Raw genomic sequence first — 12,123 nt, forward strand, 5'->3', positions numbered from 1 at the left:
GAGCCACAACTTAGCGCGAGTGCCGGCACTCGGACGCCCGCGGGCACGGCGACGCACCGCAGGCCCTGATCCGGTCTGCGGTGCGTCGCCGAGCGCCGCCGTGCGGCTGCCTCGATGCTCAGGCGCGTGCCCGGCGGCGAGCCGCGAGCAGCAGTCCGAGCCCGGCGAGCAGGGCCAGCAGGCCGGCCGCGAGGCCGCCCGTCGACTCGCCGCCGGTGAACGCGAGGGTGGAGCTGTCGGCTGCCGCCGTGAAGGGCTGACCAGCCGAGGAGGCGGTCGAGAAGGACACGGTGCGTTCGGCGGTCGAGGCGGTCACGACTCCCTCGCCGGAGTCGGTCGTCACGACGACCTCGCCGCCGCCGGTCGTCGGGACGTCGCCGTCACCCTCGGTCGTCGGGGTGGTGGGGTCCGACGGGTCGAAGGGGAAGGCGGGCGTCACGGGGATCACCGGGACGGTGGGGTCCGTCGGGTCGACCGGGTCCGTGGGGTCGACCGGGGTGCCGGGGTCGACGGGCGTCGTGCCGGTGGTGCCCGTCGTGTCGGTGCTGCTGTCGCCGACGACGCTCACCGCGTTGCCGCCCAGGTCGATCGGGATCGTGATGACCGGGACGATCTGGGTGCCGCCGAGGATGCCGTCGTCGCCCGAGGTGGTGCTGCCGGTGCCGGTGGCGGGCGTGGTGCTGGTGCCCGTGCCCGTGCCCGTGCCGGTGGTGCTGCTGTCGCCGATGATGCTGACGGCGTTGCCGCCGGCGTCGACGGGAGCGGTGACGACGGGGACGATCTGGGTGCCGCCGAGGATGCCGTCGTCGCCCGAGGTGGTGCTGCCGGTGCCGGTGGCGGGCGTGGTGCTGGTGCCCGTGCCCGTGCCCGTGCCGGTGGTGCTGCTGTCGCCGATGACGCTGACGGTGTTGCCGCCGGCGTCGACGGGAGCGGTGACGACGGGGACGATCTGGGTGCCGCCGGCGATTCCGTCGTCGCCCGAGGTGGTGCTGCCGGTGCCGGTGGCGGGCGTGGTGCCCGTGCCGATGCTGCTGCCGGTGCTGCTGCTGTCGCCGATGATGCTGACGGCGTTGCCGCCGACGGTGACAGGAGCCGTCACCACGGGGGCGATCTGGGTGCCCCCGGCGATCGAGTCGTCGCCCGAGGTGGTGCCCGTCGAGCCCGTCCCGGCCGAGCCGGAGCCCGTCGCAGGCGTCGTGCCGACGACCGGCGTGCTGCCGGTCGAGCTGCTGTCGCCCAGGACGCTGACCGCGTTGCCGCCGATCGTGACCGGCACCGAGACGCCGGGGACGATCTGCGTGCCGCCGAGGACGGAGTCCTCACCGCTCGTCGTCGCTCCGGAAGTCGCCGGGGTCGACGTGGTCGGGGTCGTCGTCGCCGGTGCGGCGGTGCCCGTGCTCGAGCTGTCGCCGAGGAGCGACAGCCCGTTGCCCGAGATCGTCACCGGGAGGGCGACGTCGACGAGGGCCTGCGTGCCTCCGCCGATCGAGTCGGTGCCGGAGGTGGTGGCCGCGGGCGCCTCGACGGGCGCGGCCGGAGCCGGGGCCGGGGCGGCAGGTGCGGCCGGTGCGGCCGGCGCCGTGCTCGCCGCGTCGCCGACGACCGAGATCGCGTTGTCGGTGACGGTGATCGGCACGTCGACCGACACGATGCCCTGCGTGCCGGAGAGCAGGCCGGAGTCACCGCTGGTCGTCGTTACCGGAGCGGGCGCCGGTGCCGGAGCGGGCGCCGAAGCGGGGGCCGGAGCCGGAGCCGGAGCGGGTGCAGGTGCAGGAGCAGGAGCAGGTGCCGCAGCCGCCGTCGCGGTGCTGTCGCCGACGACGGAGATCGCGTTGCCGAGCGCCGACAGGGGCGCGTCGACGACGGCCCCGATCTGGGTGCCCGAGAGCAGCCCGTCGTCTCCGGTGGTGGTGGGTGCCGCGTTGGCGGCGGTGGTTCCGAGGGCCCAGAGGCCTCCGACGAAGAGCGCTCCGGTGAGCCCTCTCGAGATGTACTTGTTCATGACGAACTCCAAGACGAGATGAGGTGTGGTGCCGCGGTCTCGCGGCGTGGTCGCGTGTGTCGTCGGCAGGCAGGTGCCTGCTGTCGGGCCGGCTGCGGGTGCAGCGGGGCCCTGACGACGCGACCGACCTCAGTCGGGGGAGCTGTCGGTGTCGTACGTGGGCGTCGACGGGAGGTCGTCGTCGCCGTCCGCGGAGCCCGCCGAGACGGCCAGGCCGGGAAGTGAGGAGGGGCGGGCTGCGTCGCCGACGACGGCTCCCGCCGAGCCGGCACCTGCGCCCGCGGAACCCGAGCCGGTCGACCCCGTGCTGCCCGAGGGCAGGCCCGGGAGGCCGTCGTCGCCGATCGGCGAGCGGTCGTCGGCGGGCAGCGGCGAGACGGGCGCAGCGGCGTTCGCCGCGGAGGGGGAGCCAGCGGAGGAGCTCGACGCCTGGGTCGCGATGCGGTCGCGCAGCACGCTCGCGGGGTCGGCCGCCACGACGTCGGCGGAGCCGGCGGTGGCCTCGTCGGCCAGGGCCGCCGCGGCCGTGTCGTCGCCCGCGGCGATCCCGGCGGCCGGGGTCGTCGTGCCGTCGAGCGAGACGCCGGCGGACGCGCCAGGCGCACCGGGCGTGCCGGGCAGGTCAGGAAGGGGCGTCGTGACGGGCGGGACAGGCAGACCCGGTGCCGGTGCCGCAGCGGCGTCGCCGAGGCTGCCGACAGCCGTGTCCACGACCGCGGCGACGGGCGCCGTGACGGTGGCGACCGGTGCCTGGCCCAAGACTGCGGGGACCACCGGCGTGGCTGCGACGACCGTGTCGACGACCTGCGCGACGGGGGCGACGACGCTCGAGACGGGCGCGGCCACGGCGACGTGCTGGACGACCTGCGGCACCACCGGCGCCACGGCCTGGACGACCTGCTGCACCGGGGGAGCCACCGCCGTGGCCTGGGTCGCGACCTGGGTGACCGTCGACACCGCGCCTCCTGCGGTCGTCCCGACTGCGGCGACGGGAGCGTCGAGCGACTGCACGACGCCCCCCACCGCGGACGTGACGCCGCCGAGCAGCGACGAGTCGGCCGGGGGAGCGGCCGGTGCTGCCGACGCGGACGTCGACGAGAAGAACAGGCTCAGCACCACGGCCGCGAGAGCGGCCAGGCCGGAGACCACGAGGAGGCGCACGAAGGAGAGCGCGGCCGGTCGCCGCATCGTCCCCTCGGCCGTCTGATCCACGGCGCACCTTCTTCGGTCGCTGAGCTGCCGCCGGGGTGGTTGGGCCCGGCGAGCGGGGTGGTTGGACCCGCTGTGCCCCTTTTCTACGCCTGCGGGCCGGAGATGTCCACGAAGATCCCTCATTTGTACCCCGTGACCCACCTGCGGATCACCTGGGGAGGAGGCGCCGGTCGACCTGTCGAGGAGGCGAGCGTCGCGCCCGGCGTCAGGCGAGCGGCAGCCTGAGCTCGAGCTCGAGCTCGCGGCTCTCGGGGTCGAGGACGTACGGCACGGTGACGCCGGTCGGCTCGAAGCCCCGGCGGCGGTAGTACGCCACCGCGCGCGGGTTGTCCTCGTGGACGTGCAGCGTCAGCGCCGTGCCCTCGGTGCGCGCCCACTCGATCACCGTGTCGAGCAGGGCATCGGCGACCCCCGCCTCCCTGCCTCGGCTCGTCGGGCGGACGTAGACGCCGACGAGCATCGGCGTGCCCGGCGCGTCGAGGTAGCCGCCCATCGTGCCGACCCACTCGCCGGTCGTGTCGTCGATCGCCGCCAGCATCACGCTGTGCGGCGCCTGTCCGCGGGCGCCGCGTGCGCGCCACTCTGCCTCGCCGTGCGTCAGCCCGGTGCTGAGGGACTCGCCGTAGGCGAGCGGGGTGTCCTCGAGCATCTCGAGCCGCAGGTCGCGCACCTGCTGCCAGTCGTCGGCGGTCGTGCGGCGGATCGTGACGGTGCTCGGCATGCGCGGGCTCATGCGCCCAGCGTGCCACGCGCTGCGCGACTGCCGCGCGCGGCTCGGCGCGGGGTGCGCCCGACGGGCACGGTGCCCTCGGGCGCGGCGAGCCGCTGCGAGTCGCGCGCGGGCGAGATCAGCGTCGCGCGCCGGCCGAGGGCGTCGGGCTCGGCGGCCGCCCCGAGCACCTGCATCCGCTCGGGGCGCCGTGCCCGCAGCGACGCCGTCCACGCGCAGACGAGGGCGTCGAGCAGGTCCTCGCGGTGCTTGTACGCGCGGTCGACGAGCGGCGACGGCTCGTCGACCAGGAGGCGCGACACCGGGTGCGAGAGCAGCCGCAGCGGCGGGTCGGCCGAGTCGAGGGCGGCCAGGCGCGAGATCAGGTCGTCGCAGGCGAGCGCGCGGGCGCCGCGCCGCTCCTCCTTGGCGAGGGTCGTGTCGGGACGCTTGTAGCGCGGCCGGCGGTCGTCGTAGCCGAGCTCCGGGGCGCCGACGAGCGTCGTGTACGGGTAGCACTCGAAGTACGAGACGGCGTCGGCGGCGACGGGCGCGACCCCGTCGTCGTACACGGCCCCGGCGGCGGCGAGGCGCTCGCCGAGGGTGCGTCCGCCGAGCCAGGGCAAGGAGGCGCTGGAGGCGTTCGCCGACACGTGCCACCGACCGTACGCCCGTCCCACGAGCCGTTCGCTCGGCCGCATGCCGGTCGCGTTCGGCACCAGCACGGGAGCGTCGATCGCGACGTGCGAGCCGGGGGTCGCCCAGCGCAGCGCCCACTCGGTCACCTCGTCGACGCCGCGGGCCCAGCCGGCGTCGAGCACGGTGCCGTCGGCGTCGACGACCGCGAGGCCGGTCTCGTTGGCGGGCTTCGTCGGGGTCGAGTCGCGCCAGGCGAGGTCGATTCCGAGGTAGCGCGGGGCACTGATCGAATGGTGCTCGACGTCGCCGTGGGCAGCAGCGCCGCTCACGAGCGGCGGTCGAGCTTCCAGCCGACCCAGGCGGTCACGAGCACGACCCCCGCCGCGGCGAGCCGGGCACCGGTCAGCACCCCGCTGCCGGTCGAGGTGGTCACGCTCATGTCGCTGCCGATCCCGATGCCCCAGACGAGGCCCGAGATCGTGAGGCAGGCGACGAGCGCGAGCCCCAGCAGTCCGGAAGTCAGGGCGAACGCCTTCGGGCCGACCGCGTCGACGGCGGCGGGGCTGCGCAGCCGTCCGCGGGCCCGGCCGGCGAGGCGCGAGGCCGTGAACCGCACGGCAGCGAGCCAGAAGAGGGCGACGGCGCACGCGCCGACGATGTCGCTCGAGCGGTGCCAGCCGAAGGCGACGGTCTGCTCGGCCACGATGGCGGCGAACGCGGTCCCGATCAGGAACACCAGGGGGCGCACGTGCCGGCCGAACGCGGTCATCACGGCGAAGAGAGCGGCGACGGCGATCGTGGTGTGCCCGCTCGGGAAGCTGTTGCCGTACAGCTCGCCGGTGAGGTCGGGGCGCGGCACGACCTGCTTGAGCACCTGGGTCGTGACCGTCGCGCCGATGATGAGCACGCCCGACTGCAGCGCGGCTCCCGGTCGGCGGCGGAGGAACGCGACCAGCATCGTCAGCCCGACGAGCAGCATCAGCGCCGCGGGCGAGATCGCGTCGAGCGCGGAGCCGGAGCCGAGCAGGCGGTCGTCGTCGACCGAGCTGAGGATGCTGTCCTCGACGGACTGGCCCGTCTCGGTCAGCACTGCCAGGACGTACACGCCGCCGAAGACGACGACGGACGCGCTCGCCGCGACGATCCACCGGGCCGACCCGTGTCGCCGGACGGCGCTCGGGGTCGGGAGAACGGGGGCAGCAGTCACTTCCCCATAGAACAGCACCCCTCCTGGACGCCGCCTCACACCCGCCTGGTGATGCGTCGAGAAGGGCGCGACTCACAGGCGGCGGTCGTGCCGTGCCGGGCAGCGGGCCGGCCCCTGGGGCGGCAGGCCGCCTCCTTCGCCCTCGCCCTGCGCCTGCGCGCATCGCGGCATCGCGGCCTCGCGCCTTGCGCCTGCGCGCCTGGGAGCCGCGGAGGTCGTCGGAGCATGATCGACCCACATCAGCCGACACGGTCGGCTCGACACGAGGAGGCGCTCGATGAGCACCACGAACAGCAACGAGCCGCAGCAGGGCGGGGTCACCGACGAGACCGCCGAGTTCGGCGACCGGTCGCAGGTGCCCGTCGCGGGCAGCACCGAGAACCACGGCGACGTCGAGCAGCCCGTCGCGCCCGGCACCGACGACGAGCCCGACCACCTGACCGGCCGCGAGGCCACGGGCGACGTGCTCGACCGCACGGGCTCGGTCGACTCCTCGGACGTCGACGACCTGCTCGGCCGCCGCGAGGACCGCGACGACGACCACGAGGGCCCGCGCGCCCCGTAGCTCGCGAGCTCGCGTTCTCGCCTCGAGTTGCCCCGAACGGCTGCCTCCGGGCTCCGGAAGCGACCGAACGCGGCAACTCGTCCAGGTGGGCGAGAGCACGAACACGAGGAGGCGCCCTCGATTCGCGAGGACGCCCTCGGTCGTGTAGTGTTTCCCCCGGCCATTCGGCCGGAGAAATGCGCCTGTAGCTCAACGGATAGAGCATCTGACTACGGATCAGAAGGTTGGGGGTTCGAGTCCCTCCAGGCGCACACGAATTAGAAAAGCCCTGCCCTACTCGGTAGGGCTTTTCTTCGTTTTGGTGCCTGTCCGGCCGCCTGCCGGCGGCCGGCGTCCTGCGGACGCGAGCCTGCAGGGCGGCGTGTGGCCGGCGTCCTGCGGACGCGGGCGTGGCGGCGGCGGGCGTGGGCTGCGCTAGTCGTCGACGACCGGAGGTGCGGGGCGAGGGTGACGGATCGTCGCGACGGTGCCCGTCACGCAGACGGCCGTGGCGACGACGAGCGCGACGAGGATCAGCACGTCCACGAGGGCGGTGCCTCCGGAGGCGGTCGCCATCCTGACGACGACGCTCACGACGCAGGTGAGCCACACGAATGCGGCGATGCCCCAGCCCACAGAGGAGCCGCGGAACGTCGGCTTCTGCAGCCGGAGTCGCCCCTGGTCGCGGTTCGTCTCGTCGTCCATCGTCGTGGCCCCCTCGTCGTCGTCGACCTCTCCACCGTACGTCGGGCCCCCTCGCCGGCTCAAGGGCCGGGCCGCGAGTGGGTCCTCCTCCAGGATGGCGAGCATCGTCCGCCAGAGGGTCGGCACGGGGCGGTCGACCTGTGATGCTCGCGGGATGACGCGCTCTCTCGTGACGACCCTCGGCTGGTGGCTGCTGGGCGCCTCAGCCGGTCTCGTGCTCGGGGGCGCCACCTCCTTCGGGCAGCAGCACCTGCCCGACGGGCTGCGACCCTTCGCGAACTCGAGCGGCGGGTGGACGGTCATCACCTTCGCGACGGTCGTGCTGGTCACCCGCAGGCCGAGCGCCCGGAGGTGGTGGACGGCAGCCGGGCTCGGTCTCGTCGTCTTCCACGCTGCGGTCCAGGGCTACGTCGTCGCGTCCACCCTGCGCGGGTTCCCCGACTCGTACGGCCCTGGCGACTTCTGGTTCACGGCGGCGACCCTGGCCGGGCCCGTCATCGGGCTCGCCGGGCTGTGGTGGTGGTCGCCGCGTCCCGTCCTCCGCGCGGTGGGCGTCGCGATCCTGGCCGCGGTGATGATCGGCGACGGCGTCTCGGGGCTCGTCCGCGTCGCGGAGACGACCGGGACGACCTGGTGGCTGATCAGCATCGCGGTGGGCGTGGTGGCGCTCGGGCGGGTCGTCGTCCGTCAACTCGACCGGTGGAGGGAACGCGCGCTCGCCGTCGGGCTCGCGGGCGTCGGGGCGGCGGCCTTCGTCGCCCTGTTCAGCCTGCTCTGAAGGCGGACGGAGGGGATCAGGGCTGGTAGAGCGTCGCCACGGCCCCCCGAGCTCCCGGCCGGACCGCGAAGATCGCGCCGGCCAGCGGGTGCGCGTCGCAGTCGCGGGCGGAGTAGTCCTCGCGGGACGTCGTGATGAAGAGCGTGTCCCCGTCGGGCCCGCCGAAGGCCACGCTGGAGACCTGCGGGGCGTCGACGTGGACGATGCCGATCAGCTCGCCGGCGGGGTCCTAGCGGTGCACGGCGGAGGCTCCCCACATGGCCACCCACAGGGCGCCCTCGTCGTCGATCGTCATGCCGTCCGGGCTCCCCGGCTGGGCCGAGAGGTCGAGCGAGCCGTCGAGCCGGAGGGTCGTGCTCCGCGTGAGGTACCGGTCGACGCGGCGGGTCGGGGTGTCGATGTAGTGCATCGTGCGCCCGTCAGGAGACCAGGCCAGCCCGTTGGAGATCGTGACCCCGGCAATCGCCTCCGTGACCACGCCCTGGTCGAGGACGTAGAGCGACCCGGCGCCCTGCCGCTTGTCCACGGCCATCGTGCCGAACCAGAACCGGCCGGACGGATCGACCTTCCCGTCGTTCATCCGCCGATCCACGCCGTCCCGGGGCAGGGCGTCGACGACGGGGGAGACGTCGCCGGCGGTCGAGAGGGACCAGAGGCCGTCGGCGGCCGTGACGACCCAGCCTCCGCGGACGTCGCCGACGACCGCGCCCACCGGGCCGTCGAAGCCGATCGACGGACGCAGCGAGAAGCCGTCCCGATCAGGAGCGGCCGAGCGAACGAGGCCCGCGTACTGGTCGACCCACAGCAACGAGCCGCTGCGCGTGTCCCAGAGGGGCCCCTCGGCGTGGTGCGACACGGGCGGGATGCACATGGTCGCTTCCCAGTGCGCGACGCCGGCGGGCGTCACGAGTCGTGACCCGACGTCGCCGTGACCGCGTCGCCGGTGTGCTCGGGGGTCTCGGGGGTCTCGTCGAGACGGCCGCGCGTCTGGTCGACGAGCGTGCGGGTGAGGTCTGCTGCCGCGGCGGCGTCGCGAGAGGCCAGAGCGTCCGCGAGCCGGACGTGGATGCCCACGGCCCGCTCGCCTTCGTCGTCGAAGACCGGCACGCTCCCGGAGTAGCGGAGGCGCAGGGCCGCGAGGACGGTGTCCGAGAGCTGGGCGAGGACGGAGCTCGACGCTGCGGCGACGATCGCCGAGTGGAAGTCGAGGTCGGCCTGGGCGAACGCGGCGGGGCGTCGATCCCGGTAGGTCGTCGCCATCTCCTCCGCCGCGCGGGCGATCGCTGCCAGCTGCTCCTCGGTGCCCTGTCGGGCAGCGAACTCCGCGGCGGCGGGCTCGATGATCGCGCGCAGCTGCATGAGCTCGTGGAGCTGCGTGTGCGCGTCGTCGGCCTGGGACCGCCAGGCGATGACCTGCGGATCCAGGAGTCGCCAGTGCTCGCGACCCAGGACGGTGATCCCCACTCGCTGTCGGGCGACGACCATCCCGAGCGTCTCGAGGATGCGCAGGGCCTCTCGGATGACGGAACGGGAGACACCGTGCTCGACGGACAGCGCCTGGATCTTCAGCACCGTCCCCGTCGGCAGCTCACCGCTCACGACGGCGGTGCCGAGGACCTCGTCGAGGGAGCGTCGGCGGGTCACGAGACGGAGGGGACGACGCCTTCGTACGCGCGCTGCGGCAGCTGCGTCGCGAGCTTGCCCCCGCTCACGTCGACCAGCGTGCCCGTGATGTAGCCGGCGGCGTCGCTGGCGAGGAACACGAGCAGGTCCGCGATGCTGTCCGCCGTGCCCCAGCGGCGGAGGGTGAGGGTGTCGAGCAGCCGGTCCTGCGTCGCCTGGGGCATCGTCTCGAAGCCGTTCATCGCGCTCGGCACCATGCCGGGAGCATAGGCGTTGACCGTGACGCCCCAGGGCCCGAGCTCGCCGGCGAGCACTCGCGTGAACTGCACGACGGCCGCCTTGGACGCCCCGTACGCGGCTGCTCCCACCGACGGCACGATGGCCGCGAACGAGGCCGCGTTAAGGATGCGGCCCTGACCGGAGGCCTTCACGTGCGGCAGCACGGCCTGCGACATGAGGAAGACACCCGCGACGTTGACGTCGAAGCACCGGCGCCAGTCAGCCAGGTCGAGATCATCCACCCGGCCCTCGACGTTGATCCCCGCGTTGTTGACCAGGACGTCGATGCCCCCGAACGCCTCAGCGACGCGATCGACCCCGAGCTGCACGGACGCGGGATCGGTCACGTCGCCCTCGATCTCGAGGACGCCCTCCACGGGGTCCTCCGGGAAGGCGACGTCGAATGCCGCCACGCGTGCGCCCTCGTGCACGAAGCGCTCCACCAGGGCCCGCCCGATGCCCCGTCCTCCGCCTGTCACCAGGACGACTCGGTCAGTCAGGTCCACCAGCATGCGCCACTCCCACCATCGGTAATAGTCTGCTTATCATAGAGTTCATGAGGGCGACGATGCGAGTGGCCTGGGTGACGGGAGCCGGGAGCGGAGTGGGGCGCGCGTGCGCTGAGGCCCTGGCTCAGCGGGGATGGACCGTGGCGCTCTCCGGCCGCAGGGCACCCGAGCTGGCCGAGACGGCCGATCTCGTCCGTGCCGCCGGGGGCACTCCGCTCGAGTTGCCGTTCGACGTCACCGTCGACGACGCTCGCGAACGCGTCGACGCGATCTCCGCCGCGACCGGCGGCGCCGGCCTGGACGCGGTGGTCCTCTCCGCCGGCGCGAACACCCCGCGGCGGTCGTGGGCGGATCAGTCGACGACGGAGTTCGCGACGATCGTGCAGACGAACCTCCTCGGCGTCGTCCGGAGTGCCGACGCCGCGCTCCCCGGGCTGCGCTCCGCGTCGGGCGTGCTGGTCGTCGTGTCCTCGATCGCGGGCTGGCGCCCCTCGCCGGGTGCCGGGGTCGCCTACAGCGCCAGCAAGGCGGCGCTGGCTCCCGTCGTCCGCACCATCAACGACCAGGAGGCGGAGGCGGGCGTCAGGGCCACGCTTCTCTGTCCAGGGGACATCGACAGCGACTTCCTGCGACAGCGGCCCGTGGTCCCCGGCGCAGCCGCCCGCTCGGCGATGCTCTCGCCCGCCGACGTCGCAGGCGCCGCGCTCTTCGCGATCGACGCTCCCTCCCACGTGCGCATCGACGAGCTCGTCATCTCGCCTCTCTCGCAGCGATCTTCCTGATCGGCGCCGCGATCGGCGGCGCCCTGCTCAGCCTGGTCTGACGCTGCTCCCGCGGACGATCAGGCGGGGCGGCAGGACGACCGTCTCGTGTCGGTGGGTCGACGGGTGGTCGAGCTCGTCCCTCAGGAGGCGCATGGCCTGACCGCCCATCTCCACGCCCGGCTGCCCCACGGTCGTGAGGGGGAGCGTCGTGCCCTGGGCGAAGTGGTTGTCGTCGTAGCCGGTGATCGACAGGTCGTGAGGGATGTCCACGCCGCCGAGCAGCAGCGACTGGACGATGCCCGACGCGAGGGCGTCGGAGGCGGCCACGATCCCGTCGGGCCTGTCCGCCACCTCCTGGGCGAGGAGTTCGCTGCCCACGGTGAGGCCGGCGCGCACGGTCAGCGCCGAGGTCGTCAGCAGGCGGAGCGGCACGCCTGCGTCGCGAGCGGCCGCCGAGGCGCCCTCGAAGCGGTGCCGCACGGCCGTGAGGTCGAGCGGGCCGCCGACGAAGACCAGCTCACGCCGGCCCTGCTCGAGGAGGTGCTGCGCGGCCAGGCGTCCGCCGAGCACTTCGTCGACGACGACCCCGCAGCTCTCGTCGCCGTCGCCCGGCCAGTTGACGTAGACGACGCGCAGCCCGCGACGCCGCAGTCGACGCGCCTCGTCCATCGGCCCGTCGAAGGGGGCGAGGACGATGCCCGCGGCCTGGGCCTGCTCGAACAGGTTGAGGTACCCGGTCTGCTTGTCGAGGTCGACGTCGGAGTTGCCGAGCAGCACCGACTGCTGGCCCAGGTCGGCCTCACGCTCGACGCCCCGCGCGATGTCGAGGAAGTACGAGTTGCCGAGGTCGACGGCGACGAAGCCGACCAGGGTGCCGCGGCCCGCCGCGAGCGTGCGGGCGGACGTGTTCGGCACGAAGCCCAGGGAGGCGATGGCCGACTCGACCTTGAGCCGCGTCGCAGGCCGCACCCGGTCGGGAGCGTTCACCACGTTCGAGACGGTGCCCAGCGAGACCCCGGCCAGCCTCGCCACGTCGGCCATGACCGGCGCGCGGTGCGGAGAGGAAGGGGTCGAGATGCTCATCGTGCAGCCGAGCCTAGCTCGCGTCCGGTCGAGATCGGGTGTTGACAAGCCCATGTCGCCCAGTCAATT

At 73.8% G+C, this 12,123-nt stretch carries 12 protein-coding genes, 1 tRNA gene and 1 pseudogene; 4 read left to right on the plus strand and 10 right to left on the minus strand.

Going from position 1 to position 12,123, the window contains the following annotated elements:
- Positions 1-118: 118 nt before the first annotated feature.
- The 5 genes from JOE35_RS03565 to JOE35_RS03585 form a co-directional block, all read right to left on the minus strand.
- Complete coding sequence (locus JOE35_RS03565) at positions 119-2,002, minus strand: hypothetical protein (RefSeq protein WP_209559895.1); 1,884 nt, start codon at positions 2,000-2,002, stop codon at positions 119-121.
- A gap of 129 nt (positions 2,003-2,131) precedes the next feature.
- The gene (locus JOE35_RS03570; RefSeq protein WP_209559896.1) at positions 2,132-3,214 is read right to left on the minus strand and encodes a hypothetical protein; all 1,083 of its coding nucleotides are present in this window, start codon (positions 3,212-3,214) and stop codon (positions 2,132-2,134) included.
- A gap of 205 nt (positions 3,215-3,419) precedes the next feature.
- Positions 3,420-3,947, minus strand: coding sequence for a GNAT family N-acetyltransferase (locus tag JOE35_RS03575; protein WP_245186043.1), 528 nt, complete (start codon positions 3,945-3,947; stop codon positions 3,420-3,422).
- Complete coding sequence (locus JOE35_RS03580; RefSeq protein ID WP_209559897.1) at positions 3,944-4,891, minus strand: DUF429 domain-containing protein; 948 nt, start codon at positions 4,889-4,891, stop codon at positions 3,944-3,946. Before JOE35_RS03580 ends, JOE35_RS03575 begins: the two co-directional genes overlap by 4 nt.
- Positions 4,888-5,769, minus strand: coding sequence for a phosphatase PAP2 family protein (locus tag JOE35_RS03585; RefSeq protein WP_209559898.1), 882 nt, complete (start codon positions 5,767-5,769; stop codon positions 4,888-4,890). The genes JOE35_RS03580 and JOE35_RS03585 overlap by 4 nt, the downstream gene beginning before the upstream one ends.
- Before the next feature lie 277 nt (positions 5,770-6,046).
- On the opposite strand from JOE35_RS03585, the gene JOE35_RS03590 reads away from it, so the two are divergent.
- Together JOE35_RS03590 and JOE35_RS03595 are read left to right on the plus strand one after the other, a co-directional pair.
- Entirely contained in the window at positions 6,047-6,334 is a 288-nt protein-coding gene (locus JOE35_RS03590) for a hypothetical protein (RefSeq protein ID WP_146905267.1), read from the plus strand.
- A gap of 178 nt (positions 6,335-6,512) precedes the next feature.
- Positions 6,513-6,585: transfer RNA gene (locus tag JOE35_RS03595), tRNA-Arg, on the plus strand.
- Between the two features lie 163 nt (positions 6,586-6,748).
- On the opposite strand, the gene JOE35_RS03600 is transcribed toward JOE35_RS03595, so the two are convergent.
- The gene (locus JOE35_RS03600) at positions 6,749-7,018 is read right to left on the minus strand and encodes a hypothetical protein (protein WP_209559899.1); all 270 of its coding nucleotides are present in this window, start codon (positions 7,016-7,018) and stop codon (positions 6,749-6,751) included.
- Positions 7,019-7,172: 154 nt separating this feature from the next.
- Here JOE35_RS03600 and JOE35_RS03605 point away from each other — a divergent pair, with 154 nt between their 5' ends.
- The gene (locus JOE35_RS03605; RefSeq protein ID WP_209559900.1) at positions 7,173-7,796 is read left to right on the plus strand and encodes a DUF6518 family protein; all 624 of its coding nucleotides are present in this window, start codon (positions 7,173-7,175) and stop codon (positions 7,794-7,796) included.
- A 16-nt stretch (positions 7,797-7,812) separates the two neighbouring features.
- Here the strand turns inward: JOE35_RS03605 and JOE35_RS03610 are convergent.
- The 3 genes and pseudogenes from JOE35_RS03610 to JOE35_RS03620 all read right to left on the minus strand — a co-directional run bounded on the left by JOE35_RS03610 (position 7,813) and on the right by JOE35_RS03620 (position 10,210).
- A pseudogene (locus JOE35_RS03610) lies at positions 7,813-8,667 on the minus strand (SMP-30/gluconolactonase/LRE family protein).
- A gap of 32 nt (positions 8,668-8,699) precedes the next feature.
- Positions 8,700-9,440, minus strand: coding sequence for a FadR/GntR family transcriptional regulator (locus JOE35_RS16020; protein ID WP_209559901.1), 741 nt, complete (start codon positions 9,438-9,440; stop codon positions 8,700-8,702).
- On the minus strand, positions 9,437-10,210 hold the full coding sequence (locus JOE35_RS03620; RefSeq protein ID WP_209559902.1) for an SDR family NAD(P)-dependent oxidoreductase: 774 nt from the start codon (positions 10,208-10,210) through the stop codon (positions 9,437-9,439). The genes JOE35_RS16020 and JOE35_RS03620 overlap by 4 nt, the downstream gene beginning before the upstream one ends.
- 56 nt (positions 10,211-10,266) lie before the next feature.
- Here JOE35_RS03620 and JOE35_RS03625 point away from each other — a divergent pair, with 56 nt between their 5' ends.
- Complete coding sequence (locus JOE35_RS03625; protein WP_209561853.1) at positions 10,267-10,989, plus strand: SDR family oxidoreductase; 723 nt, start codon at positions 10,267-10,269, stop codon at positions 10,987-10,989.
- 27 nt (positions 10,990-11,016) lie between these two features.
- On the opposite strand, the gene JOE35_RS03630 is transcribed toward JOE35_RS03625, so the two are convergent.
- Positions 11,017-12,054: a LacI family DNA-binding transcriptional regulator gene (locus tag JOE35_RS03630; RefSeq protein WP_209559903.1), complete on the minus strand. Its 1,038-nt coding sequence runs from the start codon at positions 12,052-12,054 to the stop codon at positions 11,017-11,019.
- Between the last annotated feature and the right edge of the window lie 69 nt (positions 12,055-12,123).

The sequence above is a fragment of the Frigoribacterium sp. PvP032 genome (genome assembly GCF_017833035.1).
Classification (GTDB): Bacteria; Actinomycetota; Actinomycetes; order Actinomycetales; family Microbacteriaceae; genus Frigoribacterium.

What these genes read in the sequence shown, in the direction of transcription:
- JOE35_RS03620 (WP_209559902.1), bottom strand. Translation starts at nt 10,210, where the DNA reads ATGCTGGTGGACCTGACTGACCGAGTCGTCCTGGTGACAGGCGGAGGA.
- JOE35_RS03575 (WP_245186043.1), bottom strand. Translation starts at nt 3,947, where the DNA reads ATGAGCCCGCGCATGCCGAGCACCGTCACGATCCGCCGCACGACCGCC.
- JOE35_RS03565 (WP_209559895.1), bottom strand. Translation starts at nt 2,002, where the DNA reads ATGAACAAGTACATCTCGAGAGGGCTCACCGGAGCGCTCTTCGTCGGA.
- JOE35_RS03600 (WP_209559899.1), bottom strand. Translation starts at nt 7,018, where the DNA reads ATGGACGACGAGACGAACCGCGACCAGGGGCGACTCCGGCTGCAGAAG.
- JOE35_RS03590 (WP_146905267.1), top strand. Translation starts at nt 6,047, where the DNA reads ATGAGCACCACGAACAGCAACGAGCCGCAGCAGGGCGGGGTCACCGAC.
- JOE35_RS03625 (WP_209561853.1), top strand. Translation starts at nt 10,267, where the DNA reads ATGCGAGTGGCCTGGGTGACGGGAGCCGGGAGCGGAGTGGGGCGCGCG.
- JOE35_RS03605 (WP_209559900.1), top strand. Translation starts at nt 7,173, where the DNA reads ATGACGCGCTCTCTCGTGACGACCCTCGGCTGGTGGCTGCTGGGCGCC.
- JOE35_RS03630 (WP_209559903.1), bottom strand. Translation starts at nt 12,054, where the DNA reads ATGAGCATCTCGACCCCTTCCTCTCCGCACCGCGCGCCGGTCATGGCC.